General features: G+C 43.2%; 19 protein-coding genes and 1 tRNA gene. 11 read left to right on the top strand and 9 right to left on the bottom strand.

All coding sequences use genetic code 11. The features are described 5' to 3' along the window. Positions 1-200: 200 nt before the first annotated feature. Positions 201-5,864: a hypothetical protein gene (locus K1X61_13455; GenBank protein MBX7109652.1), complete on the top strand. Its 5,664-nt coding sequence runs from the start codon at positions 201-203 to the stop codon at positions 5,862-5,864. A gap of 429 nt (positions 5,865-6,293) precedes the next feature. Next, the gene (locus tag K1X61_13450; protein ID MBX7109651.1) at positions 6,294-9,257 is read left to right on the top strand and encodes a T9SS type A sorting domain-containing protein; all 2,964 of its coding nucleotides are present in this window, start codon (positions 6,294-6,296) and stop codon (positions 9,255-9,257) included. Positions 9,258-9,366: 109 nt separating this feature from the next. Here the strand turns inward: K1X61_13450 and K1X61_13445 are convergent, their stop codons facing one another. Next, complete coding sequence (locus K1X61_13445; GenBank protein MBX7109650.1) at positions 9,367-9,558, bottom strand: hypothetical protein; 192 nt, start codon at positions 9,556-9,558, stop codon at positions 9,367-9,369. 166 nt (positions 9,559-9,724) lie between these two features. Between K1X61_13445 and K1X61_13440 the strand changes: the two genes are divergently transcribed. Further along, entirely contained in the window at positions 9,725-12,340 is a 2,616-nt protein-coding gene (locus tag K1X61_13440) for an AAA family ATPase (GenBank protein MBX7109649.1), read from the top strand. A 112-nt stretch (positions 12,341-12,452) separates the two neighbouring features. Then, a complete protein-coding gene (locus K1X61_13435; GenBank protein ID MBX7109648.1) occupies positions 12,453-12,596 on the top strand; it encodes a hypothetical protein in 144 nt (47 codons plus the stop codon). A gap of 67 nt (positions 12,597-12,663) precedes the next feature. On the opposite strand, the gene K1X61_13430 is transcribed toward K1X61_13435, so the two are convergent. Next, the gene (locus K1X61_13430) at positions 12,664-13,071 is read right to left on the bottom strand and encodes a hypothetical protein (GenBank protein ID MBX7109647.1); all 408 of its coding nucleotides are present in this window, start codon (positions 13,069-13,071) and stop codon (positions 12,664-12,666) included. A 114-nt stretch (positions 13,072-13,185) separates the two neighbouring features. On the opposite strand from K1X61_13430, the gene K1X61_13425 reads away from it, so the two are divergent. The 6 genes from K1X61_13425 (at position 13,186) to K1X61_13400 (ending at position 18,184) form a co-directional block, all read left to right on the top strand. Beyond that, positions 13,186-13,258: transfer RNA gene (locus K1X61_13425), tRNA-Lys, on the top strand. 203 nt (positions 13,259-13,461) lie between these two features. Next, a complete protein-coding gene (locus K1X61_13420) occupies positions 13,462-14,670 on the top strand; it encodes a hypothetical protein (GenBank protein ID MBX7109646.1) in 1,209 nt (402 codons plus the stop codon). Continuing rightward, a complete protein-coding gene (locus tag K1X61_13415) occupies positions 14,651-16,939 on the top strand; it encodes a ThiF family adenylyltransferase (protein MBX7109645.1) in 2,289 nt (762 codons plus the stop codon). Before K1X61_13420 ends, K1X61_13415 begins: the two co-directional genes overlap by 20 nt. A 9-nt stretch (positions 16,940-16,948) precedes the next feature. Continuing rightward, positions 16,949-17,671 carry a hypothetical protein gene (locus K1X61_13410; protein MBX7109644.1) on the top strand — a complete coding sequence of 241 codons (723 nt, stop codon included), beginning with the start codon at positions 16,949-16,951 and terminating at the stop codon, positions 17,669-17,671. A gap of 1 nt (position 17,672) precedes the next feature. Beyond that, complete coding sequence (locus K1X61_13405) at positions 17,673-17,948, top strand: helix-turn-helix domain-containing protein (protein MBX7109643.1); 276 nt, start codon at positions 17,673-17,675, stop codon at positions 17,946-17,948. Beyond that, positions 17,945-18,184 carry a hypothetical protein gene (locus tag K1X61_13400; GenBank protein MBX7109642.1) on the top strand — a complete coding sequence of 80 codons (240 nt, stop codon included), beginning with the start codon at positions 17,945-17,947 and terminating at the stop codon, positions 18,182-18,184. The genes K1X61_13405 and K1X61_13400 overlap by 4 nt, the downstream gene beginning before the upstream one ends. A 280-nt stretch (positions 18,185-18,464) precedes the next feature. On the opposite strand, the gene K1X61_13395 is transcribed toward K1X61_13400, so the two are convergent. Genes K1X61_13395 through K1X61_13365 form a run of 7 tightly spaced genes read right to left on the bottom strand, consistent with a single transcriptional unit; the run spans position 18,465 to position 23,729 of the window. Continuing rightward, a complete protein-coding gene (locus tag K1X61_13395; GenBank protein ID MBX7109641.1) occupies positions 18,465-19,493 on the bottom strand; it encodes a relaxase/mobilization nuclease domain-containing protein in 1,029 nt (342 codons plus the stop codon). After that, positions 19,468-20,034, bottom strand: a complete 567-nt coding sequence (locus K1X61_13390) for a hypothetical protein (protein ID MBX7109640.1) — start codon at positions 20,032-20,034, stop codon at positions 19,468-19,470. Before K1X61_13390 ends, K1X61_13395 begins: the two co-directional genes overlap by 26 nt. Before the next feature lie 3 nt (positions 20,035-20,037). Continuing rightward, on the bottom strand, positions 20,038-21,459 hold the full coding sequence (locus tag K1X61_13385; GenBank protein ID MBX7109639.1) for a type IV secretory system conjugative DNA transfer family protein: 1,422 nt from the start codon (positions 21,457-21,459) through the stop codon (positions 20,038-20,040). A 1-nt stretch (position 21,460) separates the two neighbouring features. Further along, on the bottom strand, positions 21,461-21,622 hold the full coding sequence (locus K1X61_13380; GenBank protein MBX7109638.1) for a hypothetical protein: 162 nt from the start codon (positions 21,620-21,622) through the stop codon (positions 21,461-21,463). Next, positions 21,619-22,368, bottom strand: coding sequence for a hypothetical protein (locus K1X61_13375; GenBank protein MBX7109637.1), 750 nt, complete (start codon positions 22,366-22,368; stop codon positions 21,619-21,621). Before K1X61_13375 ends, K1X61_13380 begins: the two co-directional genes overlap by 4 nt. Further along, a complete protein-coding gene (locus K1X61_13370) occupies positions 22,365-23,471 on the bottom strand; it encodes a hypothetical protein (GenBank protein MBX7109636.1) in 1,107 nt (368 codons plus the stop codon). The genes K1X61_13375 and K1X61_13370 overlap by 4 nt, the downstream gene beginning before the upstream one ends. A 30-nt stretch (positions 23,472-23,501) precedes the next feature. Then, positions 23,502-23,729, bottom strand: coding sequence for a hypothetical protein (locus tag K1X61_13365; protein ID MBX7109635.1), 228 nt, complete (start codon positions 23,727-23,729; stop codon positions 23,502-23,504). A 396-nt stretch (positions 23,730-24,125) separates the two neighbouring features. On the opposite strand from K1X61_13365, the gene K1X61_13360 reads away from it, so the two are divergent. After that, a complete protein-coding gene (locus K1X61_13360) occupies positions 24,126-26,615 on the top strand; it encodes a hypothetical protein (GenBank protein MBX7109634.1) in 2,490 nt (829 codons plus the stop codon). Positions 26,616-26,677 lie beyond the last annotated feature (62 nt).

The raw sequence follows: 26,677 nt of genomic DNA, 5'->3' as shown, positions 1-26,677 counted from the left end.
TCCTTTTTCTTACTTGCCCGAATTTGAAGCTGCCTGCTGAAATGCTTACCAGGTAAGGGCTTCCCCATTTACTGCCGTTTATTTCCACCGGTTTTATGCCACATTTTTTTCCCGGAACGGGCAACAATTTGTGTGCTGCCTCCGTAAGCATTTTATTGTTTGGTTACCCTTTTTGGGTTAATCCTTTAAAATGCCTGCTTATGCTGAAAAATCTACGTCCTGCCGCGTATATAAGCTATTTCATTTTGTGGTGCTCCTGCCTGCTGATCGTAGTAACCGCAACCGATGCACAGACGATTGCTCCCGGTTTGTCAACAAGAAGGACTATCACGAACGATATTTTCGGATTTAATACGGGTACCACCATCAGGGGCGGTTCATCCTGTACGAATCCGAACCTGCTCGCTAAAATGCCTTTGCTGAAGCCGCAGGTGTACCGTTTTCCGCAAGGTGCTTTTTCCAGCTGGTATAACTGGCGGGAAGGATGGGTTTATGATGATCCGAATGTGCCGGACAAGTACGCATCGCTTTCCAAGGTACCCAACAGGCTGGAAGACTACAAAGTTTTGCGCGATGCAAGCGGCGTGCAGGCAACTATATTAGGCGTTAACATGATTCTGTCAGATATCCCGGAACAGATCGCCATGCTGAAGCATGCGGACTCCATTGGTATTCCGGTGAAGTATGTCGAATTGGGCAATGAGTTTTACCTGGAAGGTGACGATCCAGATTCCGCCTATATTCTTCAGAAATTCCCCACACCGGCAGACTATGGCATAGCCGCAACGATCTGGGCCGACAGCATTCATAAATATTTTCCGGATGCAAAGGTGGCGGCACAAGGGGTATTTGATAAAAATGCAGCGCCCAGGAGAAAGATCTGGAACGACAGCGTATTGGCCCACCTCGAAGGCGAAGATGCCATGACTTTTCATTTTTATTATCCTTCTGCCGATGCCGATTCACTTGAAACAGCTGCGGAAAAGTTAGACGTGAACATGCAGGATGTGCCCGACTGGCTGTATCAGCCATTTAAAGGCTGGGACATTTTGAAAAATAAATCAATGGTGAAGGTGCGGCCGGGAAAAGAGATATGGATCACGGAGTTTAACCTGTCGGACCATGAACGTCCAACCCATGGTTACTGGACACACGGGCTTTACCAGGCGCTGCAAACCCTGTTGTTGCTGCAGGACGACAGAATCACCAAAGTTACACCACATGGCATGTGCGGCACTGCCGTATATGGCAGTCATTTTTATGATACCGAAGGATTTGTTTTTGGAAATGGCGATGATCCGAGTTTCATTCCTCCGCCTGTGCAGCCAGCAACTACCTTCTGGGGGCTGACAGCCTGCGGCAATAACATGACTATGGTGGGCAATGCTATGTATGGCAAAGACTATGCTTCACCGATTCAATTCTCGCCCAACCCGCAGGTGCTTGCCATTGAAAAGGGTGATTCCAACTATTACAACGGTTTATTCGGTTACCTGTTCAACAATGGCACTGCAAGTGATGCCCTGATTCTCAACCTGACCGGCAACACGCAGGAAATAACAACAAATGTTATGTTTCCCGGCGGCGGCACTTATGAAATGCGATATGCACCTGCTTTGCAACTGGTAGCAACAGCAGCAGACGTTACCGTAGTTAATGCTTCTTTGCCGCAGACACTCGTGCTGCAGCCTTATTCAAGTACCCGCATCACTTCCGCATCAGTTCCGTATGCGCCGCCTGTAGTAGCCATCTCCATCAACGGCCCCGCCACCTTCTGCGCAGGCGACAGCGTTGAACTGGATGCAGGAGCAGGACATATTGCATATGACTGGTCGAATGGAAAAACCTCGCGCAAGATCTGGATAACCTCCACCGGTGACTATACTGTTAAAGTATATGATCATCCTGCAGGATATTATGCGGAGGCTTCAGTGCATATCACAGTCAATCCCGTTCCAACCAAGCCCAACATAAAAGTGACGGATCCAAAAACTTTTTGTGCCGGAGGCAGCGCTTTGCTTTATCTCGGGCCTAATTTCACTTATACGAATGTATCCTACCTGTGGCCGCTAACCGGCGACACTGTACCGCAGGCAACTATCACCACATCAGGCAATCATTATCTGCTGATTACTGATAATGCAACCGGCTGTTCTGTAGTGTCGGATACGGAAACCATCACGGTCAACCCGCTTCCCCAGCCGGTTATCAGCCCTGTAACAGCTGCGCAGGGATGTTATGATACAGGTGTGACGCTGCAGGTGAACCAGGTTTATAATAATTATAACTGGTCTGACGGTGGAAACCTGCAGACTGATAAATTTTATATATCCGGCACCTATTGGGTGAATGTGAAGGATACCAACGGATGCCAGGCAAATTCCAATGCAATTGAAGTAACTGTATGGGAGCCTGATTACCCTGCGATAACACCCATGGGGCCTACTACCTTTTGCATAGAAAATCCGACTACCTTATCCACCATTCCGGGCTATGCCTGTCAATGGACGAAAGGCGGCACTGCTATTTCCGGCGCCACAGGCCAAACCTATATTCCTTCTGCAAGCGGTCTTTACAAAGTAATCGTGACGGATATTCATGGTTGTTCTAAAAAGAATGATGCAGGGGTAAGCATTACGGTCAATTCGCTCACCGCTCCTGCAATAACTGTTTCAAACGGCTCGGTACTCTGTCAGAATCAGACAACTGATTTGAGTATGCCATCTGGCTATTTTAATTATCTCTGGTCAACGGGTGCCTCATCCAATACTATCACGGTCGGCAATTCAGGAACATATACATGTACCATCACTGATTTGAATGGATGCATGTCTGCCAGTCCTCCCAAGGTGATAACCGTGAATCCTTTACCGCAGCCGGCAATAACACCAGCTGGTCCTACCTCATTCTGCTACGATCAAAGTGTTACATTGTCTGCACAACCCGGCTTTAATCAATATGCGTGGTCCAACGGCAAATCCGGTCAGAGTATCACAGCCGAAACCAACGGTCCTATCACAGTTACTGTTAAGGATGCCAACAATTGTTACGGTACATCGCCTTCCATCGATCTGACCGTTTGGGACCTGCCGCTGCCAACCATATCTGTAACCGGCCCTGTTGTTTATTGTATAGAGAACCCATCTACGCTATCAACCATACCCGGCTATGCCTATCAATGGAAAAAGGGAGCAACGGTGCTCGTAAATGCAACCAATCAGACCTATCAGCCGACGTCAAGCAGCACTACCTATAAAGTGGTTATCACTGATGTTCATGGTTGCAGTAAATCGTCCGATAATTTTTCAGTTACGGTGAACTCCGGCACGCCGGCATCACTTACCGTCACCGGCGGAACCACTATTTGCCAGGGCCAGAGTACCAATATCGCCGCCATGGCAGGTTATGTTTCTTACCTGTGGTCATCAGGGCAGACAACGTCATCCATTAATGTTACCGCTGCCGGTACCTATGCAGTTACCACTACCGATGCCAATGGTTGCACTGCCATTTCATCTCCTAAAATGATTGTGGTTAATGCATTGCCTCAGCCTGTCATTACAGCACTCAGTGCCACTTCATTTTGTGACGGTGGCAGCGTAACACTTGATGCCGGTGCAGGATACAATGGTTACAGCTGGTCGAATGGAAAATCTACGCAGACCGTAAGCATCACGGCATCGGGAAGCTTTACCGTTACCGTAACAGATGCAAACGGATGCAGTGCCGCCTCACCGGCCATGTCAGTCACAGAATGGATACCACCCACGCCAGTTATTTCCACGAGTACAGGTGCTACTACATTCTGCGCCAATACCGGCGTTTACCTCACCACGATTGCCGGTTACAGCTATCAATGGCTGAAGTCCGGGGCAGACATTGCCGGCGCCACACAGCAAAACTATCTGCCATCCTTGGGAGGAAGCTATAAAGTGGTGATCACTGATATTCACGGCTGTCAAAAAACATCTGCTTCATTTTCCATCACCATCAACAGCAATCCCGTGCCTGTGATTACCGGACCTGCTACCGTATGCCAGGGATCATCCATTGTGCTGAGTTGCGGGTCTTATGCAGGTTATAGCTGGTCAACCGGCGCCACGGCTTCCACTATCAGCGTAAGCAGTGCGGGAAACTTCTCGGTTACCGTAACGGATGCTAATGGATGCAGCGGCACCTCAGTGGCAAAAAATGTTACTGTCAGCCAATCTCTATCTCCGGTTATAACGGCACAGGGTCCGACGCAATTCTGCGATGGCGGTTCCGTAGTGCTCGATGCAGGCAGTGGTTATGCCACTTACTCCTGGTCGAATGGTAAAACGACACAGACGAATACTATAACTGCATCCGGTAGTTTTTCCGTAACTGTTACGAATACAAGTGGCTGTTCAGGCACTTCTCCTGCGGTAAATGTGGATGAATGGATTCCTCCCACGCCGGTGATTTCCACCAGCAGTGGTGCCGTCACCTATTGTTCCAACAGCGGGTTCTACCTGACCACCATCGGTGGCTATGTTTACCAATGGCTTAAATCGGGTGTGAACATCAGCGGAGCAACCGGTCAGAACTATGCTCCCGTTTCCGGTGGCAGCTATAAGGTGATGATCACGGATATACATGGCTGCTCAAAGACTTCTTCCGGCTTGTCGGTCACACAAAACACCAGCCCGGTGCCTGTTATCACTGGTCCTTCCACGGTATGTGCAGGATCTTCTATCACCTTAAGCTGTGGTACATACCCGGTTTATGCCTGGTCAAACGGCGCGCAATCAGCATCCATCAGTACCGGCATAGCAGGTTCTTATACAGTAACCGTCACCGATGCCAATGGATGCAGCGGCACTTCAGCACAAAAAACCATCACGCAAAGCCAGCCGCCGGTTCCGGTTATTTCCGCACTTGGCGCCACGCAGTTTTGCGATGGTGGAAGTGTGACCCTTGATGCCGGCAGTGGCTATAACAGTTACAGCTGGTCCAACGGCAAAACAACCTCCACCATATCTGTAACCGCTTCCGGAAATTATACTGTTACAGTTTCCAATTCAGCAGGCTGCACGGGGACTTCTGTACCGGTGGCCGTGACGGTGTGGACACTGCCTGCCGTCACCGTGAGTGCTGTAGGGCCTGCAACTTATTGCCTCAATGCCGGCACCTATCTGACCACCATCAGCGGGCCATACAGCTATCAATGGCTGAAGGGCACCGCAACGCAGAATGGTGCAACCAATCAGAATTATGCACCTGTATCATCCGGAACATACAAGGTAAAAGTTACGGATGTGCATGGCTGCAATAAGACGAGCAGCGGCCTGAAAGTGACCGTGAATCCGTTGCCCGCTGCTACAATCAGCATCAGTGGAAGTGCTAACATCTGTGCGGGACAAACAAAAACTATATCTGCCAATACCGGTTCGGGGCTCACCTATGCCTGGAAAAATGATGGAGTAACTATCAGTGGTGCAACAGCCTCTTCCTATGTTGCTGCTGTGGCAGGAAATTATTCATGCGTGGTGACCAATTCAACAGGATGTTCATCTACTTCCAATGTCATTGCCATCACCAGCAATTGCAAAGATGAAGAGTTGAAGGATGAAGGACTTGATTCATGGCTGATTTATCCAAACCCTTCTACGGGTGAAGTCCATATGCGGCTTAATACAGGAGCATTGGAAAACGGTTCCTGCATCGCTGAAATAAGAAACCTTGCGGGCATCATCATCTGGAGCAGCCAGTTAACATTTACAGATCACCGGGTGGAAATTGATCTTTATTTAGGTGATGAGATCACCGCGGGATACTACCTTGTTGTGATGCGTATCGGAGAACATAATTATCATCAGCCGCTTATTCTTACAAAGGAATAAGCAGGCAGTGAACGGATGTAATACAGGCAGTACGTTTTTAGCTTGTACTGCCTTTTTCAGCAGCCTGTTGGTTTCTGTTAGCACTGATCAGCAGAGCGCTCAGCCGGCAGCCTGTTTCATCACCCGCTATGCAGTAAAATCCCGGTAAATAGCATCACCTCATTTTTGAGTGCTGATCACGGGTTCAAAATGCAGGGTTACCGTGTAAAAGCATGGTTTTTCAGCCATAATGCTGAGCAGCAGCCATCGGAGAGATTAAAGTTAATATGAACAGGTTAACACAAAAGTTAAATGCACCTTAAAAGAATACGCTGAAAAGAAAGATTTGAATATCTTTGGCTGCTTTACCATCTACCCAAGCGGTAAAATTCAAAGTCCACATTTCAACAAAAGCGTTTTTACAATTGACCCACATCAATTAACCCACTGATGAGAGCAAAAAAATTTTTACCCGCTACGTTAATTTTACCGATGCTGATATCGGTTCTTTTGCTGCAGGATCTGCCTGCACAGGGGCAAACCTTCGGAATGAAATTATCGAACAGAAGGGATGTTAAGCCTGACTGGTTTGGTATCGGCAGTCAGAATACCACACGCGATGGTATGTACATCGACCATCCGAGCCTGCTCGACAAAGCACCAACGATGAATCCGGAAGTCATCCGTTTTCCATCCGGTGGTAATGCTAACTGGTGGGATTGGAAAACCGGTTGGTTTGTGGATGACCCGAATGTACCGCCTCATAATCCCAATCAGGCACCGGTGTATAATACACTTGAAAATTTTAAGGTGTTGATTGATGCAACCGGAGCCACTCCTTTGTTTGTGCTGAATATGATCAGCTCAACGCTTGCTTATCAGCTGGAAATGCTGCACTATGCTGATTCCATCGGTCTCGAGGTGAAATATCTTGAATTAGGTAATGAATTCTACCTGGCAGAAGAAGAAGACTCTACTTACATCTATTCCATTTTCCCGGATGCAAAAGTGTACGGCACCGTAGCATCACTCTGGATTGATTCCATCCATGCACATTTTCCCAATGCGGAAGTGGCGGCACAGGGCGCCTTTAACCGTAATAATCAACCGCGCAGAGTACAATGGGATGATGATTTACTGACGACGCTGGATGGTGAAGATGCCATCTCTTTTCATCAGTATTATAATGGTTCGGGTACTGAAGCTTCCGGGGAAGGTGATGGAAAGTATACGATGGCTGATGTACCGGAATTCCTCTATCGCCCGTTTAAAGCATGGAATATTATGGCTACGGAAGACCTGCCTTTGGTTCGGCCGGGAAGAGAAGTTTGGATAACGGAATTCAACCTGCAGGACTTCAATTATCCGGTTCACGGATCCTGGGGCCAGTCATTATTTGTTACAACGCAGGCCCTGCATTACCTGGAAAGTGAGAAGATCACGAACGTGAATTTTCATACCATCTGTGGCACTGCCGGGTATGGTGGCTATTTCACGGACACGAAAGGATTTAAGTTCAAGAGCGAAGGTAGTTTCCAGGAACCACCCAATCCTCCTACTACAACACCCTGGAACCTGACGGCTGCTGGCAATGCTGTCAAGATTGTGAGCGAAGCGGTTAATGGAATGAAGTATGCTTCGCAGCTGACTTTTGAAGGTGTTCCCACTATCGGACTCGTGGATAAGGGTGACTCTGTATACTATCCTGCTTTGTACGGATGGGAGTTTTCCAACAATACCAGCTCTTCTGCCATTTTGGTGAACCTTTCCGGCAACGACATCAAGATCAATACTGCCGATGTTTTCAAAAATGGTGGAAGCTATAAACGCATCTCCGCAAGTCCAGTCAGTTATATAGCCAAGACCAACGACGTGACTATCAAAACCGGCACCGTAACAGCTACATTTACATTGCCGGCCTATAGCATTACAAAAATTACTTCCTCCAACTACGCACCGCCCGCGCCACCAGTAGCTGCAATTACCACTAATGGTAGCACTACTTTTTGCGAAGGCGACAGCCTGAGCCTGAGCGGCGGCGATGGGCACCTGGCCTATCTCTGGTCAACAGGAGCAACAACCAAACAGATCTGGGCAAAGAACTCCGGTGATTATTGGGTGCGTGTATGGGATGATGCGGCAGGATACTGGGCGTCTGATACAGTGACTGTTTCAGTTAATCCATCACCGGATCAGCCTACCATCAAAAATACCGGGAAGGATGCTTTTTGTGCAGGATCGAGTACGGAGCTGAAACCGAAAAAGATTGAAGACAATGCAACCTATATCTGGTCAACCGGTGCAACCGGCACTTCATTAACCGTTACTGCTGCGGGCAACTATACTGTTAAAGTGATCAATCAGCAAGGATGCGCCGCTATCTCACCGGCGATACAAATTTCAGTGTATCCGCTACCGCAAACAAACATAACACCTTCCGGCCCGCTTGTATTTTGTGATGGAGGCAGTGTAGTACTCGATGCCGGTGCAGGATTTAAAACCTATAAATGGTCTACGGGTAAGTATGGACAAACCCTTACTGCATCAGCTTCCGGCAGCTATAGTGTAACCATCACCGATTATAATAACTGTGAGAATACCACGAATGCCATTAATGTCAATGAACTGCCACTGCCATCAGCCACTGTCTCGGTGTTTGGGCCAACGGCTTTCTGCGACGGCAAATCACCTACGTATCTCACCGCACCTTCGGGTTATCCTTCTTACCAATGGCTAAAAGGCGGATCGAACATCGCCGGCGCCACAACAAAAAAATATTACCCGGTCAGCAACGGCACATACAAGGTGACGGTGAAAGACAATAACAACTGTACCAACCAGTCTGACGGTACAGTGATTACCGTGCTGAAAAAACCGAAAGCGCAGATTACCGTCGGCGGCCCAACCAATATCTGCGAAGGCGAAACCTGTGTGCTGACCGCAAACATAGGAAGCGGATTTACGTATCAGTGGATGCTGAATTCGGCAGGCATTCCCGGTGCAACGCAAATATCTTATACCGTAACACAGCCCGGCGTTTATAAATGCAAGGTTACCGATGCCAACGGTTGTAATGCAAATACCAAAGAGATAACTGTCACCAGCAATTGTAAAGAATCAGGATCTGATGCGATCACATCCGCCAAAGATGCAACCGTGCAAATCTTCCCCAACCCTGCCAACAGCTTCATTCATATTGATGCAGCTTTTTCAGGAATGGCTGATGCGGCAACAATCAGCATCAGTAATTTACTGGGTGAGGAAGTTTATGCATCCAGGCAACAGCTTGACGGCATGCAGCTGTCGGCAGATATTGAATTGGCCGGACGGTTCACGAATGGTATCTATCTCGTCACCGTAAGCAGCGGTGAACAGGTGGTGATGTCAAAATTTGTTATCACAGGAAAACGGTAAAATCAAATACTAGGTGGCAGTAAACCAACTGCCGCCTGAAATACCGCGACAGCATTGTTGCGGTATTTTTTTTGGATTGAATGAAGTGCGGATCACACATTCTTCCATTTTAGTTTACATTGCTGTAATGGATTGGGTTGAACCGTTGCATCAAAATCAGAATGGTTGGTGAGTGATTTATTTTGCCGGTAGAAGGAAGCAATGCCAAAGCTGTTTGCAGCTGCGGAACTGTTGGGTCAGCAAACGGGAAGGCAACCATCCGTATGGAGTGAAAGATGCCTTCCTTGTATTGATCAATCATAGTGGAAAATTGTGCATGCGTCAAACGATCAACAGGCTATTGCTTTCGTTATTTCTTTGATTGAAAACTGTTGAATAAATTTAACTGCTGTTGGGGAGCAGCATAATAATAGTTGGCCATTGCCAACCGTATTAAATATTTACCAGTCTGATTAGCAGTAAACACCATGCCGAAAAATTCTGCTGCTGTAAATTATAAATTCCGCGACCTGAAAGTATTCGGACCGGCAGATCCGCTGGCGGAAAGCAAACGCAGGTATCAGCAGGTGCTGGAGGAGTCAGGCACCACCTACATTTATGCAGAACTTTCTTTGTTCAATAAGCGGTTTGACGAGGAAGACTGGAATGTGAAGGTGAACCTCAAAGCCTATCATGCCAGCGGTAAGGAAATCTGTGATCTCAAGGTAGAGCGCATCGTTAAAGCGGATGAAAACATCATCTATTTCCGGGAAGGATGGGGCAATCCTTCACCCGGCTCATTCTGGAAAAAAGAACAGTACTATTGGGAAGCATGGGTGGATGGCGTGCTCGTCGGTTCCAGGAAATTTTATATCATCAATGGCGGAAAAGTCACTAATAACAGTAATCCGTACCTGGGAATCGAATCGGTCAGGTTATATGAAGGACCGAATACCGGATTGCCCCTGGCGGAACGAAGGTATCTTTCAAAGTTCAATAAGGATGAAACCCGTTTCGTTTGGGCTGAGCTGGTTCTGAAGAACCTGATGCCGGATGTTAACTGGCCCTGCGAAATGAAGTTTGATTTCTACAACGATGCACGGCAGCTTAAGGGAGAATGTATTGAATTCTTTTTCATGAATCCTGACAGTGACGGGCTTTTTACGCTCACGACTGGCTGGGGCTCAGATATGAAAGGCACGTGGTATCCCGGCAGCTTTACACTGGAAATAATTTTCATGGATCACCTTATCGGCGTCGTGCCTTTTGCGGTGGGTGATGAGGCAGAAGAAGGGGAGGTGGCCATCCTCAATACACCGCAGTACAAACTCCCTGCACAGCAACAATCTTCGGAGACGCAGGAAACACTGAACGATGCATTACGCGAGCTCGACAGCCTGATTGGCCTTTCTGCAATCAAAACAAAAATTCATGAATATCTCCAATACCTGGAATTTACCAGGCTGCGTGCGGAAAAAGGGCTGGCAGATGGCGACAAACTCAACCTGCATGCTGTCTTCACCGGCAATCCCGGCACCGGAAAAACTACGGTGGCCCGCCTGCTGAGCCGCATCTATGCAAGGATGGGTTTGCTCAGCAAAGGACATTTGGTGGAGGTGGATCGAGCTGATCTGGTGGCAGAATATATCGGTCAGACAGCACCGCGTACGAAAGAGGTGATTAACAGGGCACGCGGCGGTATGCTGTTTATCGACGAGGCCTATGCCCTGGCCCGGAAGGCAGATGACAACAGGGATTTCGGTAAGGAAGTAATCGAGATACTGCTTAAAGAACTCAGCGACGGGAAAGGAGATATTGCCATTATCGTGGCGGGCTACCCTGAGGAGATGAATACATTTCTCGACTCCAACCCTGGACTGAAATCAAGGTTCAGCCGCGTGTTTGAGTTTCCCGACTACCTGCCGCAGGAGCTGGATGCCATTGCGGCGTATGCAGCCGCCGAACGCAACCTTATTTTCACGCCGGAGGCAAAAGCTTACCTGTCGCAAAAACTGGTGGAAGCCTACCGCAACCGCGACCGCACCTTCGGTAATGCACGGCTGGTAAACGGATGGATGGATGAAGCAAAGATGAACATGGGGTTGCGTGTCATGCGCCATCACGACCCGCGGTCACTCAACAAGGAAAGTTTCACCACACTTGAAAAGGAAGACATCCTGCGGATATTCGCTGCGGGTGAAAAGGAATTACCGGATATTCCCATAGATGAATACCTGCTGAAGGATGCATTGCAGGAACTGAATGGCCTCGTAGGTATGGGCCTTATCAAAACGGAGATCAATGAAATGGTGAAGCTCGTGCGTTTCTACCGCGAAGAAGGTAAGGATGTGCTGAACCGGTTTTCTCTGCACAGCATTTTTATTGGTAATCCCGGAACCGGCAAGACCACGGTTGCCAGGATCATTGCTCGCATCTACAAAGCACTTGGCCTGCTCGAGAGAGGACACCTGGTAGAAGTGGATAAGCAGGGACTGGTAGCAGGTTACGTAGGGCAAACAGCCATCAAAACCGCACAGGTTGTGGACAGCGCTAAGGGAGGCGTGCTTTTTATCGATGAGGCTTATGCGCTGGGCTCAAAAACAGCAGGTGATTTTGGCCAGGAAGCGGTTGAAACACTGCTCAAGCGGATGGAAGATCTGCGGGGCCGGCTTGTGGTCATCGTTGCCGGTTATACTGATAATATGATGCAGTTCCTCGATTCAAATCCGGGGCTTAAATCAAGATTTGATAAAACATTTACGTTCGACGATTATACACCGGCGGAGTTATTTGCGATCGCCCTGAGCATGCTGAAAGCCGAGAACCTTGTCGCCAGCGAAGATGCCGCCCTGCACCTGCAGAAATATTTGCAGCTGCTTTATGATACACGCGACCGGTATTTTGGCAACGGCCGCAGTGTGCGGAAGATCATAGAAGAAACGGTGAAAAACCGCGACCTGCGTCTTGCCGCTATTCCGAAAGATCAGCGCACGCCGGAGCTCCTGGGAAAAATTATCGCTGCCGATGTTGAAGAATTTGTGCTAACAGCACAAAGTTCAGATGCGCGCAAACGAATCGGTTTCAACCTGAGCGGAAAAAGTTGACGAAGGGTGTTCCGCTCAGCAAATGATGCCTTCAAAAGATCTGTTGTAAATCCGGTCAGAAAATATCCGCTTTACGTACTATTTTCGCACCGCACAAAAAATAATGCCGTTCATGTTACTTCAAATCTGGTTTCCTCAAATAGTGATGGTTGTAGGCGGTGCCGGCGCACTCCTTTGTTTCGTGATAGCTTTCGCGCCGGAGATAAAACACGGCGAACATCACGACGATGAACATGCCGGCCACGGACAGGGCTGATATAACCGCAAAAAAAATCCGGACAGCGATGCACTGCCCGGAATTATGACTTCCACCTTATAGGAAATCACTTTCCCCCGGCTGTAATTTCTGTTCCTTTAAAATTGTATTGCACCGGTTGTGCTCCCTGTTTTCTCCAGACACAGGTGCCCTCGATCTTATCGCCTTTAATGGTTCCCTGCCAGCCCATCGCACCTTCCCCGGCACTGTTGACGGTTGATACCCATGTAAAATAATCTTCCGTTTGTTTCAGATAGGCAGTGGCCTCTTTAAAACCCAGCGAATTAAAACCAGGTGTCTGCAACATGCCGTTGTCGAAGATCAGCGTTTGCACAATGGCTGCTTCATCTGATCCCTGCCTGATGAGTTCAACCTTATATTTTTTTCCATCCGGCTGAATGGTGGCATGCTGTGCGCTGGCTGACTGCAGTCCAGCAAGAGCGAAGGCGATCACTACTATGATTTTTGTTTTCATTGTTGCTGTAGGAATGATTAGGGAAACGAAATTAGTCAATTACTTCAGATATCAGTTCTTTCTTTCCATGAAATTTGCTGACCTTTGCGGGCTTTCACGAAAGTGGAATAAAATGTCTTCGTAGCTCAGTTGGTAGAGCAGCTGACTCTTAATCAGCGGGTCCAGAGTTCGAGTCTCTGCGAGGACACTAGAAATATTAATTATTTGCACACAGTTTGCACACCAAACTTTGCTTATTCATAATACTACGCAATTGCATATCCTCTCAAAGTTATACTCATGGCTTCAATATTTCCTGCGAGTTGGATAACCAAGCGTAGTTATTAACAGACATTTTGGCACGAATTCTACTTCGGCCTCCGTTTTGGGTAATGTCGCCAAAATATTATTATGAATTCTACTTCGACAATTAAATATTATCCCGTTGGAAACGGCGACCAATCATTAATCTCCATCCATGAGAGCGGCTACAACACTCAAATATTGGTTGATTGTAATATCCGAGAATCCAGTAAGGGAACCACAAACCAAGAACAGTATGATGTAAAGGCAGATCTCTTAAATGTTTTAAAGAAGAAAAAAGTCAATGATGTAGATGGCATTTCGTTCGTGGATGTATTTATTCTTACACACGGCGATGAAGATCATCTTCTTGGCTTCGAAAACAATTTTTACCAAGGAGATCCGAAAAACTATAAAAAGAAAAATAAGGATGATGGTGAGATTTTAATCGAAGTTCTGTGGTTTTCCCCCATGGTAATGGGTACTGCTACAAACGATGATGAAAGATGCTTTAATAAAGAGGCCAAAAGACGAATAAAGCTCCATCAAGATAAAAGTCCTGATAAAGATAAGCCAGGCAATCGCATTTTAATAGTAGGAAGAGATACAAATGAGGATTTAAGTGGGTTGGATATTGTAAGAAAAGTGCCGGGTGATATTGTGAGCCGTTTTAATGATAGAGAGCTAAAAACCTTTTCTATTTTTATTCATTCACCTTATCAGCAGCAATTAACAGATGAGGAGAGTGATAAAAACCATGTTAGCTTAGTTTTCCAAGCAAGGTTTAAAGCTACTGATACGAGCGCAGATTTTAGCGCACTTGCAATGTTTGGAGGTGATGCCGACCACCATGCTTGGAAAGTGATTTTGGAAAAAACAAAGAAATACAAAAATGACGTAAACCAAAAGGCACTTAATTGGGATTTATTCTTAGCATGTCACCATTGCTCATGGTCATTCTTCAATGATACGCCACAAGAAGAGCATTCTACTCCCACTGCAACGTCGCTTGAAGTATTAGACTACAAGAGGAATAGTGCGAAGGTAATTGCCTCAAGTAAGGAAATTAAGGACAATGAGGATAATCCACCGCATTATGCCGCGAAAAAGCAATACTGCAACAAGGTTACCGAGAAGAATTTTCTGAATACAGAAGTTCATATTAAGGTTGGCAAAACTCCTCAACCAATCATTTTTGATATTACACCTCAAGGACCTATGCCACCTAAGAAGACAGAAGGATCGTCTCAATCAGTTGGGTCTGCAGGGTTGGGAGCGGTAAATACTCCTTCTAGATATGGCTCCATTACTTTTTAGTTCAACACTCACTCCATTCGAAGGGGAGATTGAGAATAAGAAACTCAATGATTCAATAGCTGAATTAAGTTCTTCTCTCCATAAGAGTCTGAAAAAACTGATATGGGATGATAATCACATTGCTATTTGTGTCAAAATTCCAGTTGAACTCCCGCCTCTTGGCAACGCTGGTAATATTGATATTCGCCCAAATGAGCCAGTAATAATTGCTTTTGATAAAAACAATTATCCTTCTAAAGCTCCAAAAGTTTTTCCTGATCGTACCAATTTTCCTAAAAACCAACTCGCTCACCTATATGTAGCCAAGAAAAATCGACCTCCCGGATTTTGCCTTATCAGAGGCAATATCGATGAATGGTTTGCAAATAAGCAAATAAAAGATTTGCTAACACGAACCAGTAATTGGTTGCGTGATGCTGCCTGTGGGGAATTAACCGAGGATTCACAACAATTTGAACCGATACGATTAGAGGGATACCGAGGTGAAGTAATCTATCCCTACGATAAACTGCATTCCATTGTTGAACAAAATCTATCTTTTAAGGATAAATCGAATTTTGCAGTCATCTTCTTTGAAAACATTGCGAACGATGATGACCCTCCTTCTTTCAAACTACTATGGTTAGTTAACAATACTGAGTATAGTACTGCTTTGACATTATATGTTGAATCTATAAAAAAATTGCTTGAACAAAAAACTTTCAAGGTAAAGAAGTATCAGATTGGGTATTTGATCTGGTCAAATGATAATAGAGAATTTTCAAATTATGACACGAACCTACCAAGTGACTGGAATACTTTGAAAGCGTTTTGTGACGGTTATTCCATAGACATTTCCGGGCTTGAAGAATTCATTGCTGAATCGGTAAATTTTTTTCATGAGATTCCCGTAATTACAGCAATAAGAAGAACCAAACCAATAATTGGTTTTTCAGGAAAACTTGAATTTATCAACTACTACATTGAACTTTCTGATGATGATAAAACGGGAAAAGCAATCAATAATATTCCTGTGTTTTTTCAATCCCATAGTGAGCCCCTAACCTCAGAGAAAGCTGCACTTATTTCGGGAACACCAATTCATCTACACAATGCATCAGTGGTGGGTTGCGGTGCACTTGGTTCTAAAGTAATTATGCATTTTATTAGAAATGGGGTAAAGGATTTGACAATTTTTGATAACGATTATTTATCTCCACACAATCTGGTTAGACATGCGTTACTTCCTGAGTATGAAGGGATGAATAAAGCTACGGCATTGCGGAACGCGGCCAAATCCATGTTTCGAAATGAAGATTTTCCGATTTTAGCCATCCCTACCTCACCAACATTTGCAGTTAATTCTTTAGAGGTAGTATTGAAGAATGGAGAATGGTTATTAGATTTTACCGCATCAGAAAACTTCTTTAATAGTTTAGTTTCCGAACATGGAGGCGAAGACGGCATTCGAATTTGTAGCGGATCAATTTCAGATCATGGTAAATTAGGTGTGCTGTATGTCGAAGGAAAGAGTCGTAATCCTAGAATTGATGATCTCAAACTAATGTCGTATGCACAATATAAGAAGGTACCATTAATTTCTGATTGGCTGAGAAGGGAAAGTGTTGATAATAATGGTAACCTTAATTTACATGTAGGTGTTGGTTGTAACTCGGAAACAATAGTTCTTTCGGATGATATAATTAGCACCCATGCTTCTTACTTCTCTCAGGTAATAAAAAAAGAAAGCCAGCAAGCACAATCGGAACTAGGGAGAATTTTTATCTGTAGTGTTAATTCAGATCAAAGTATTTCTATTGGAACATCAGCAATAGAAATCCAACCAATGTTAATTCTCCCATGCGTCAATGATTCTTCGTGGCAAGTCAGGATGAGTCAACATGTATTAGTGGAAATGAAAAAAGAAATGGGTTTAGCCATGCCACACGAAACTGGAGGGGTATTTATTGGTTCAGCTAACTATAAAACCAAAACGTTACACGTAGTTGATCTGATAAAGGCTCCACCAGATAGCTCAGCCAATCCAGTGTGTTTTTTTCGTGGAGTGCAAGGGTTGTCGGAGGAGATTGAATCAATAACTAATCAGACAGGCAATCAACTTGGTTATATTGGAGAATGGCATACGCATCCATTTGGACCAAATGGCATGAGCGGAGTAGATAGAGCTACGGCTAAAGCATTCAAAAAGGAATTTTCGTCATTAACAACACCTCTCCCTGTTTTCTTAACTATCTTAACCCCAAGTGGTATTTTGCCTTTTGTATTCTAATCTACCTACATGACCCTGTTCGATAACTACACCCTCAAAGCCCGGATTTATCCAATTGCAATTTTATTTCTTCCAATAATTGTTATCGGCATTGCATACTCAATCGAAGTTGAAAATATTTTTTACAGCATATCTTCCTTGGGAATTGGAGGTGTGCTGACATATCTTTTCTCTCAACTTGGTAGGGACATGGGAAAATTGAAGGAAAAAGGCTTATGGCAGTCCTGGGGAGGCCCACCGACCACGATCATTCTTAGATTATCGGATAGCACAATAGATTCAGTTACTAAAAAAAGGTACCACACTAAACTACTCTCTTTATGCCCAGTAATTCCCATTCCTTCGCTACAAATAGAAACAACAACACCACAGGTTTCAGATGAAGCGTATGCCGCTTGGACAAGATATCTGCTATCGAGAACGCGTGATTCAAAGTCTTTTCCATTATTGCTTAAGGAAAATACGAGCTATGGGTTTAGAAGAAATCTTTGGGGCTTAAAGTTGTATGGAATAACCATTTGTTTGGTGGTTCTTATCTTTAATTATGTACTATGGCTGGCTCTCACTAAGACGTGGAATCCAGTTGTATTCCCATATACTTTTCACTTTTCCACCATAGTTTTAATTGCCATTCTCCTTTTCTGGATCGTAGTGGTTACCAAAGCATGGATCAAGATAATAGCGTTCGCATATGCTGACCGATTGTTGGAAACTACTGAAATTCTAAACTAGCATGGAAGTCATTTGCCTAGAAGATAAAGCTCTATACGCCCTTATCGAAGAAGTCGTTGAACGTCTCAAAGAAAAAGCAGGCGAAAAGGAGGATAAATGGATTTCAGACGAAGAGGCCATGAAAAAGCTGAGGATCAAAAGCAAAACAACTCTTCAGAAGCTCAGAGACCAAGGTAAAATCAGGTTTGCCCAACCAGAAAAAAAGCTCATTTTGTACGACACTGACTCACTCAATGAGTATCTTGAAAAACATGCAAAAGAACCTTTTGGATTATGAGTGACGAAAAAAAATTTATTAAGGGTTTCAACCACGGGTATATATTAACCAAGTATTTACCGTCTCTGGTCTCGAACCTTATTGGGAGCCTGAAGTCAACCAATGAATATTTCTCCGGTTTCTTTGCCGGCAAACAGGAATATGAAATGGAAAAAGCGAAAAATGAATTAGAGGTGCTGGGGCAGATAAGAGACCGGGCCGAGGACCGCGAGCGGAATGTAGAAAAGGATTTATAATTCCTCTTGCTTCGCAAGGTTGCCTCAAAAATTCCGGCTGTTTTCTACATGCAAATATTCAAAACTTTTCAGTTTTGGTGAATGCCATAAGGAAAAGTTCTGCCAGGGAATAAAGGGCAGAACCTTACAAGTTAAATTAAGGGAAAAATTAATGCGAAGAATTGCAAGATTGCATCTCGCCATGAAGATGCGTAATCATGGCGAGATGCAATCTTGTTGGGGAGGAGTACCTCCCCAAACCCCTCAATGCATTTATACTTGAGCGGTAACGATTGCATCGTTACTGATAGATGTCATCTGCTTCATCTGATAGCTCCTCAACGGAGTCATCATCTGAACCAGTGTCATCAGTTTCCTCCTCTACTTCGGGGGCTTCTTCATTTTTAACTTCCTCTTCATCGGAATCAATATCCTTTTCTAAATCGAACCTGTCATCATCTTGGTCGCTTTTTTCTTTCTCCTGGTCACGCTCTAAAGTCCGAGAGGCTCTAAGCTCCCGTAAGTCTTCCAGGTTCTTTTCTTCATTGATGCGAAGGGCATCAAGCTTCTCTAGTTTATCTTTATCATACCCGAGCCTACTGAATCTAAATTTTCTGTCACCTTCAAATTTCACCCCTTGTAATCGGCCATTTCGGAAATAGACCACATGGTTATGCGATTTCAAGTGGTTTATAAAGTCGTCCCGCGACTTTGATTTGGCGTAGGCTTCTTCAAGAATTTGCTGTAAGGTGTCCTTTTGAGATTCACGGGAATTACCTCTAGTTGGTTCCGGCTCACGTTGCGCTTCCTTCAATTTTTGTGATCTACCATGCCGAGGTAAACTGTGGATGAGTTCCGGGTACCGCTGTTTCTGGTATAAATCCATTGCCAGTTTTAGTTCGTGAAATTCCTTTCGGGATAGCCTATTGGATTCGCCGGTGAGATATTTAGTACCGGACATCACGAGGTGTAGGTGAACATGAGATTTGTCGTAATGTGCCACGCCGAGGTACATATTGTTATTGCCTCGCAATTTCATGTGTTGCTTCGCAATATCACGAAGCATTTTCTCATTGATATGCTGACGGTCCCTGTTTGAGAAGGAAAGTATCGTATGGTATACCCGGACGTTATCCTTACGCCGGTGTAATCTGAAGGTTTCGTTGTGGTCAAATTCTTTGACAATCTTATCCAGACTTCTGGATCGAATATTATGTCGAATAAGGATTGGAGTTTGCTTGTCTCCAATCAGTTTTTCTTTTTTCTCAGTGAGATAACTTAATAACTGTCGAGTGCTTGGTGATTTACGTGTGAGGCTTTTGAGCACCATCGGATGAGATTGTAGTAAGCAATCGAAGAATTTTTTCTTTCAAATCTGGATTCTTCTTCACTTCTCGATTAATCCAGTCTTCTAAAGTGTCTGGATTACATAAGTGGATGAGCACTTGGTGCTCGATTTCTTCTATTTTTCTGAGTAATGAATTTCCTAATTGAGATGATATTTTTTCATCATCAATCATTTGAGCTATTAGATTGTAATGCATTCCCAGCCACTGACTGATTCGTCGTACTTCAACTATATCTGGCACTATGTAGACCTGCGACATATGCCAAATCGTCGTTCGTTTTATATATTTTGTACGACTCATTTTATGCTTTCTGGCTGCCTCCGTAATCAGTTTGAACTCAGCATTTGTAAAAGACAATGTAAACTCCTTTTCAGTTTTCCGTTTCTCTTTACGCCAGATTCGTTTGTATTCTTTGTAGTATAGTTTTTTGCTTTTAAGAATTTCTTCTTCACTGCCGGTTGCCAGGACACCTGAAGCGTCAAGAAAGGAGTAGAGGGAACTCTTCTTTTTAACAGCCCGCATCGATTAATCAAATTGAATTACTGGAAGAGATGTAAATGGAATCTTATTCTCAACTTGGTATGCACCAAGTTCCGTGAGCCTTTTAAACCGCAGGGTTTCGTAGTATGGCCGCATCTTAGCTCGGAGTGGTGCTGTATTCTTAAACAAAATGATAGACTCATTCAATTGCCTTATTTCAGAGGCAGTGAGCAACTCTCGTGTCCGAAGTATCTTCTCATCTTCATATTGATATTTTCCTAAAACTGTTTCGAGCATTTTACAAATTTCAATAGGTTGGTTTGGCATATATAACCTGGTAGCGCAGTTGGCTACTATGTTGGATGCCTGGTACGAGCCGTAAAGATTTTCCAGTTGCCTATAATCTTGGTAGATAAGAAGAATGGCACTAGCATGCTTCCGAAGTAGGGCTACCGATGAAGCCAATGATCCAATCTTCATTGACGATGCTTCATCTATGAGAAAGAGAATTGGGTATTCATTTTTACTTGGTATAGTATTCAAAATTGAACCCCAAAAGGATTCAAAGAAAATAGCACTCATACCACGATAGAATTCTGCGTCTTTTGCTGAGTTGCAGATGTAAAGAATGGTAGGATGCGTTCTGAATTCGTCAAACTCAATGGTATTAAAAGAAGTAACCTTTGCCAAACTTTCACTAACAAAAATTGATAAAGCGGTAATTGCAGTGGCCACGACACTCATTAAAGTTTTATCCGGATACGCAACAAAGGTTTTATACTGATCAATTAATTGTTGATCATGTGTTTTCACCATTAACACATCTAACTTTTTTGCGTCATAACTAAACTTTTGAACCATCGCAAGAACACTCGAAAAATTTTTGTGTTCAGGTTTAGCGTATTTGATCAAATAGGTTGCAAAGAGAGCAATCAAGGTTTCTGCGCTTTTATTCCAGAATGGGTCTGATGAATGTTCGATGGTATTTCTCACAAGCACACTGGCCAGCTTGTGCACATCTGAATACGTTTGACACTTGGCCAACGCATTGAAACCTTCAGATTTTTCGGGCGTGTTATAATCCAACACTTTAATCTTGAATCCTTCTCTACTTTTCGCCAAAGCTGTTTTGAAAAATACCTCCTTAGATGGATCATGTATCACCATCGAAACATTTCGCGCATTCAGAACTGTTGGGATGATAATGGAGTTTGATTTTCGGGATCCACTGCCACCAAAGCACACCATGTGAGAAAAACTGTCTTCCAGAGACAGGAATCTGCTTCCAGTTACTGAAAATCCGTTTCCTGATTTGAAGAGTGTGTCGCTTACTGATCCGAAATCAGCGTCATACCGGGTCTTTCGCTCTTCCGGAAAAAGTGAGATGATACCATCAAATATGCCCTGTGATATTTCTGCAATAACCAGGGTGACGATGTTAAACAGCTCTATAAGGAATTGCATCATGTTACCTCGTTACAATTTTTTCTATCGCTTCCCCGAATTTTAACAATATGGTGCCGCTCAGTTTGGCAGCCCATGCCAGAAGAATGGCGATAAGTTTAAGGACTCCGATGAAAAGGGATCGGAGTACTGCCAATAAACTTCCACCCAGGGTACGTCCACTCATGGAATAAAAAATTTATTGTGTGCCTGCACGATTATCTGAGCTCCACGAGGTTCAAGCAGGAGTTTGTACACCTCTACCCATTTTAGAAATACCTCTTCTTCTTCACGATTCCTAGGCAGATTAATGAAGTACACTGTCATTCCGGAGAGATTTTCAGGAATGGTATACTGCTCAAGCAAATGCGTGGCTAAACCTTCAGGGTTACGATTAAGTAGATTTATATTTTCCTCTGTGTACGATTTGAATGCAGCGTTTTCCTGGAGATCGCTGAAAACTATTAGGAATTTATCTGTGCAGCTGGATTGTGATAAACGGGTAATTTCATTTAAAATACTGCTGATGCATTCAGAATGACTGAGCGATTGTACAGAATCATGCGTGGCCCAAAAATTTAAAAGAGAACTTCTAACGCTTTCATAGAATGCTAATACCAGGTTTTCACGATTATGAGAATCTCCAGTCCTGTTCTTCTGTTCGGTTGTTGCACCATCAGCCAAATGGTATTCAACCACAGGGTTTAATTTCTGATCAGAAATTACGGAGAGGCGAAACGATGCCTCCTTATTTATATCCCCTGAAAGCTTATACAGCGCCAGGACGTCATCTGCTGCAGGTTTGACGAGATGAGGATCTGTGACATCAATTAATATTGATCCACAGGTCGAGGAAGTAATTTTAGCATCTTGCACTTTCCGGCAGGAAAAAAGCAGTGTAACTAATAAAAGGAATTTTAACAGATGTTTCATGACTCTTCAGTTTTACGGTTAACAAAAAAGACGGTGAAATTGAATTTCGGAGGATGTGTTAAAAACTGAGGGCATTCTCCATTTTTTTTGAAGCTGAGATACGTGTTTGCATAAGTGGCTACCGCTTCTTCAGCTTCTCCCATGGATCGCTTTTCACAGCCAAATCCATATTCAAACCGGTGAAGCGCAAGTGCACTCTCTTCATTGGCTTTTTGATCAACAGTTACTATTTCATGTTTTTTGGATTCAATTTTTTCTTCTAAATCAGTTAGCTCTTTCTTTTTACGTTCGTAATCCTGTTTGCTGAGTGATTCTTCCTCCGTTTCCCAAACCAGCGCAGAAAAGAGTACAGCGGCAGCAAAAAGTAAATAGCTGATTCCGGCTAAAACCCAACCTGATATTGCCGATGGATTCTGCGCCACGATCTCACTGGTTTGAAGCGATAGATCAATATGGCTGTTATAGTACAGAGCTCTGGCGTGGCCCATAAGCGTAAAAAAGACGGCCCCAACAGTTAATCCTATGGTCGCCTTTATTCTTCGCTTGATTACGTTCCTGGTCTTCATAATCCAATCTGCCAAGTGGTAGGAACCAAGAGCCAGTGCACCACCTACCAGAATGCCATATACTAATGAGGGCATGAACGGTAAACCGCCTGCTCGAAGTGAGTCATAGGTCAGATATGCATCCGCTGCTGATCCTGCAATAATAAAGACCTTCACAATCTTTTGCTGTGTCCATTTTTCGTGATTGGGGTGAAACTGGTTGACTTCATTTTTTAGCTGTTGTACTTGTAGCTTTTCATAGTTTATTTCATTTTGTAATGAAGAGGTTTTTTCACCAGCAGCTTTAAGAATACGTTCCCGTACAACCATACCAGCTAACGGTTGAAGCTTTTGTTGAACCAGGTTAATGACAGTTTGAACTTTAGTCTGAATGAAATTGAAGATTCGAGCACGCCATTGTGCTTCGGTGAGGGGTAAGGATGTCTCAGCGTCATACCTACCCATCAGCTGAATTGATTGCAATTGAATTTTAAGGTCGCTGATAGCCTTTTCGATCTCTGGATCTGAAAAGCGGGATTGAAGTGTGGTTGTTTTCATGTGTTTTGGTTTTAATTTTTTAAGGAGAGTTTATTGAATTATCACTGTGTAAACTTGTTCGTTGGATGTGATTGAATTGTTTTTAAGCTCAGCATTACTGGTTAAATCCGATGAGTTTTGGATAAATAACCATTCTTCAGATGAGCAGTAGGAAGCTGCTTCGAAACATTGATCAATGGTTAGACTTTCCCACCATGCTGCAGGAGATGGAGATTGAGAATCTTCGGAAGGACATTTTTCTGTTGGGAAGTTTTTCATAAGCTGGCTATTTTAAGGTTAAACAAAAAAGACCGAGTTCCACAGTGTGGATTCGGTCCTCGTTATTCATCCTGATAGCTTACCTTCCCCTATTCACAACAACACTCTTTACTCAGTAGGTATGATATGTCATATTACTACTGACGGATGAATCTTCAAGCTCGAATCCGTCTATCAAGCTCTGTAGGCCACCCCCGTGGCTTGCAGAGTTTTTCTTTGAAAAACCTGCTCAGTGCCCAATAGTATTATCTACCCTGATTAATCTGTATTTTGTTCTTTTTTAATACATTTAAAAATTGATTGGCAAAGGCATAGTTAGGAGCTTCAAATATTGGTTTCATAAAATTCTCTGGAACTTCTCGGGAACTTCCTGAGAATCAAAAATGATACAGTGAAATGAAAAATCAACGAAAACGTACAAGTGACAATAAGGATTCACTTCAAGCGTATAAAATGTATATTATCTCTATTTTTTCGCGCAGAATGCCTACGGATTGGTTTAGCGCAACAAAAAGCGAACAATTCAATGGTATAAATTCTAAGGATTCAAATTTAACAGCTTACATAAAGGAGCGCCTAAAGAATATTAATCAATCCAATAAAATAAATCAAGCTGCAGTTAAGATAACTCCAAAAGCCGTACTTAATACCCTAAAGAAAAAGTTAAAAACTAACAGTAATTCAGACACTTTAAATTTAATAGCAAATATATTTCATATAACAACTGCATATGATGATTTCACAAAGAATCAAACAGAGGTTGCTTTCTATTTCAAGAAATACTCCAAAGAAATTGGAGAAAAAAGAAAAAAGAAAAGGGTAGAAGGAAAGCCGCTTTTCTATTTGTATTACTACTGGAAGGATGAAGAAATCAATTTTGCAATTCTCGAAGTTGAGAATTATGATGCTGATACATGGGTTAAAGGTTCATTGTCTTATTATCACAAGAAATGGAATGCAAATCAAAAGAAATTTTATTATGACAAAGGTTCGCCACAATTATTTTCAAGAAGTCCTGTGGCAATGAATTTATTATTTGTTGATTGTAAAGGTAAGCCTCACAGTAACAATAATGAAAAACTATCCATTATTAAAGGAGAAAAGAAGCATACTTTTTTGACAATCTACGTTGGTGGATCATTAGCGAAGGATTGGAAAATATTGCTTGCAACTTATTGTAGTTCAAGTAGGAGTCAAACCATTCCTGCATGTGGAGTAGCGGTACTTGAAATGATTGAAAGTATTGCCGAGGCAAAATCCATTATTGATAGTGGAAATATTGACGATAGTATTTTTAGTTTCCTCTATGAAAAAAGGTTAGATACTGAAATTGAAAGAGTTTTCGATAGCATCCATTATCTTCCTTCTGTAGAAAATATCAACTCTATTTTTCCTTATGTAGGCATATATGTTGGTAGGCACTTAGATTCTGCATACGATGATATTGATGAAGAAAATATAACTGACGCAGGAGCTTATAGAACGATTCTCTTGCAAATTAAGAGCACTGGACAATCAATAATTAGATACTTGATAAACAACGAAGTTAAAGAGTTAGTTGGAATGTTGAAATCTCACAACTCAAAACTTTTACATGGAACATTCAGTAATAAATCTGTAAATAAATCGCAGATTAAAGACGTTTCGCGTCTCCATTTTGTGCTACAGATTCCCTTGAGAAAGGAAGGTACATATTTGAATGGTGTTTACTCTGGATTCAGAGAAGATGTGGACTTCCCAAAGGCTGGCTTAGTAAGTTTTAAAATGTTACATGGTATTACCTCTTTGGATGATGAAAGAATCGATAAAAATATATTCCCTAAAAATTTTAGTAAAGAAAGTCAGTTAACAAATACTCAAGTGAAAGAACATTTATTAAAACCGAATTTTATCCGGTTTTTCCGAGGTGATTTGGGAAACTATTTTGATTCTTTGAGAAAGAGTATCCATCCAGAAATTTATGAAAAACAAAATTCTATCTACCAAGGTAAAAAATATGGAGGACCTACAGGAGTTTTCTATCTCTATAGTTTTTCCAGCTATAAAACTGGTATAGTAGGTTATCCGATCTTTATTGATAATGATGGAAAAGTATTGATTAAAATTCCGAAACTTAATCAGCCCAAAACGGGAGTTGCAAAATATTATTCATCCTACTTAGTATTGGATTTTAGTCTGGTATTTGGTGAGGGAAATAAAGGCATATACATCCTATACGTTGGATCTGAGGATTTCGACTTTTTAAGGATTGCATCTGGGGTTTCAACTCGAATAAACCACGCAGAGCAACCACAAGCAAAAAGGGAGATTTTGGTACCTGTAATGGTGTTTGTCAAGGATAATTTAGATGGATTGATGAAGGCTAAATCTAAGTTTGAGGAATTGGAATTTAAATACATTTCACCCAGGTCTTCTGAATTCATTGAGCTTGGGAGGGTTTCAGTAGATTTTAGAGGGTTGACGGGATCGGTATCTGAATCCTTACTGGGTAGAGAATATAATCTTATAGTGACTCCAGCTAAATTCAATGAATCGAGGCTATTATACCGAGAGGAGTTTTGGAAAATTTGGCTCGTAATGGCCTGTTATAATTACGATTCCGACAAATCGGAAATAGATAGGCTGTGCTCGAAGTATTCGAATAGCAAAAATGATCTCTTCAACAGGCTGAGAAAAGAAGTTGTAACCTTCAGATATCTTATGCTTTCTCGTGAGCATGGATTGCAACTGAATACAGCTCAGCAAATACATTTTGAATTAAAGAACATCTTAGAAAAGGTAAAGTGTACCCACGATCCAATAGATTTTTTTATGGATTGGTTGAATTATGCAGATGAAGTTGCGGACAATACTGAAAAAGGGATGCATTCTGAACGAAAAAATTAAATTGTATTTGAACGATTGCCTAGGATTATAATTAAGCAATCCCTCAATCCCCACAGGTAAAG

The organism is Chitinophagales bacterium, assembly GCA_019694975.1.
Taxonomy (GTDB): domain Bacteria; phylum Bacteroidota; class Bacteroidia; order Chitinophagales; family UBA10324; genus JACCZZ01.
The sequence above is the reverse complement of the archived record's forward strand: the minus strand, read 5'-3'. Positions and strand labels throughout refer to the sequence as shown.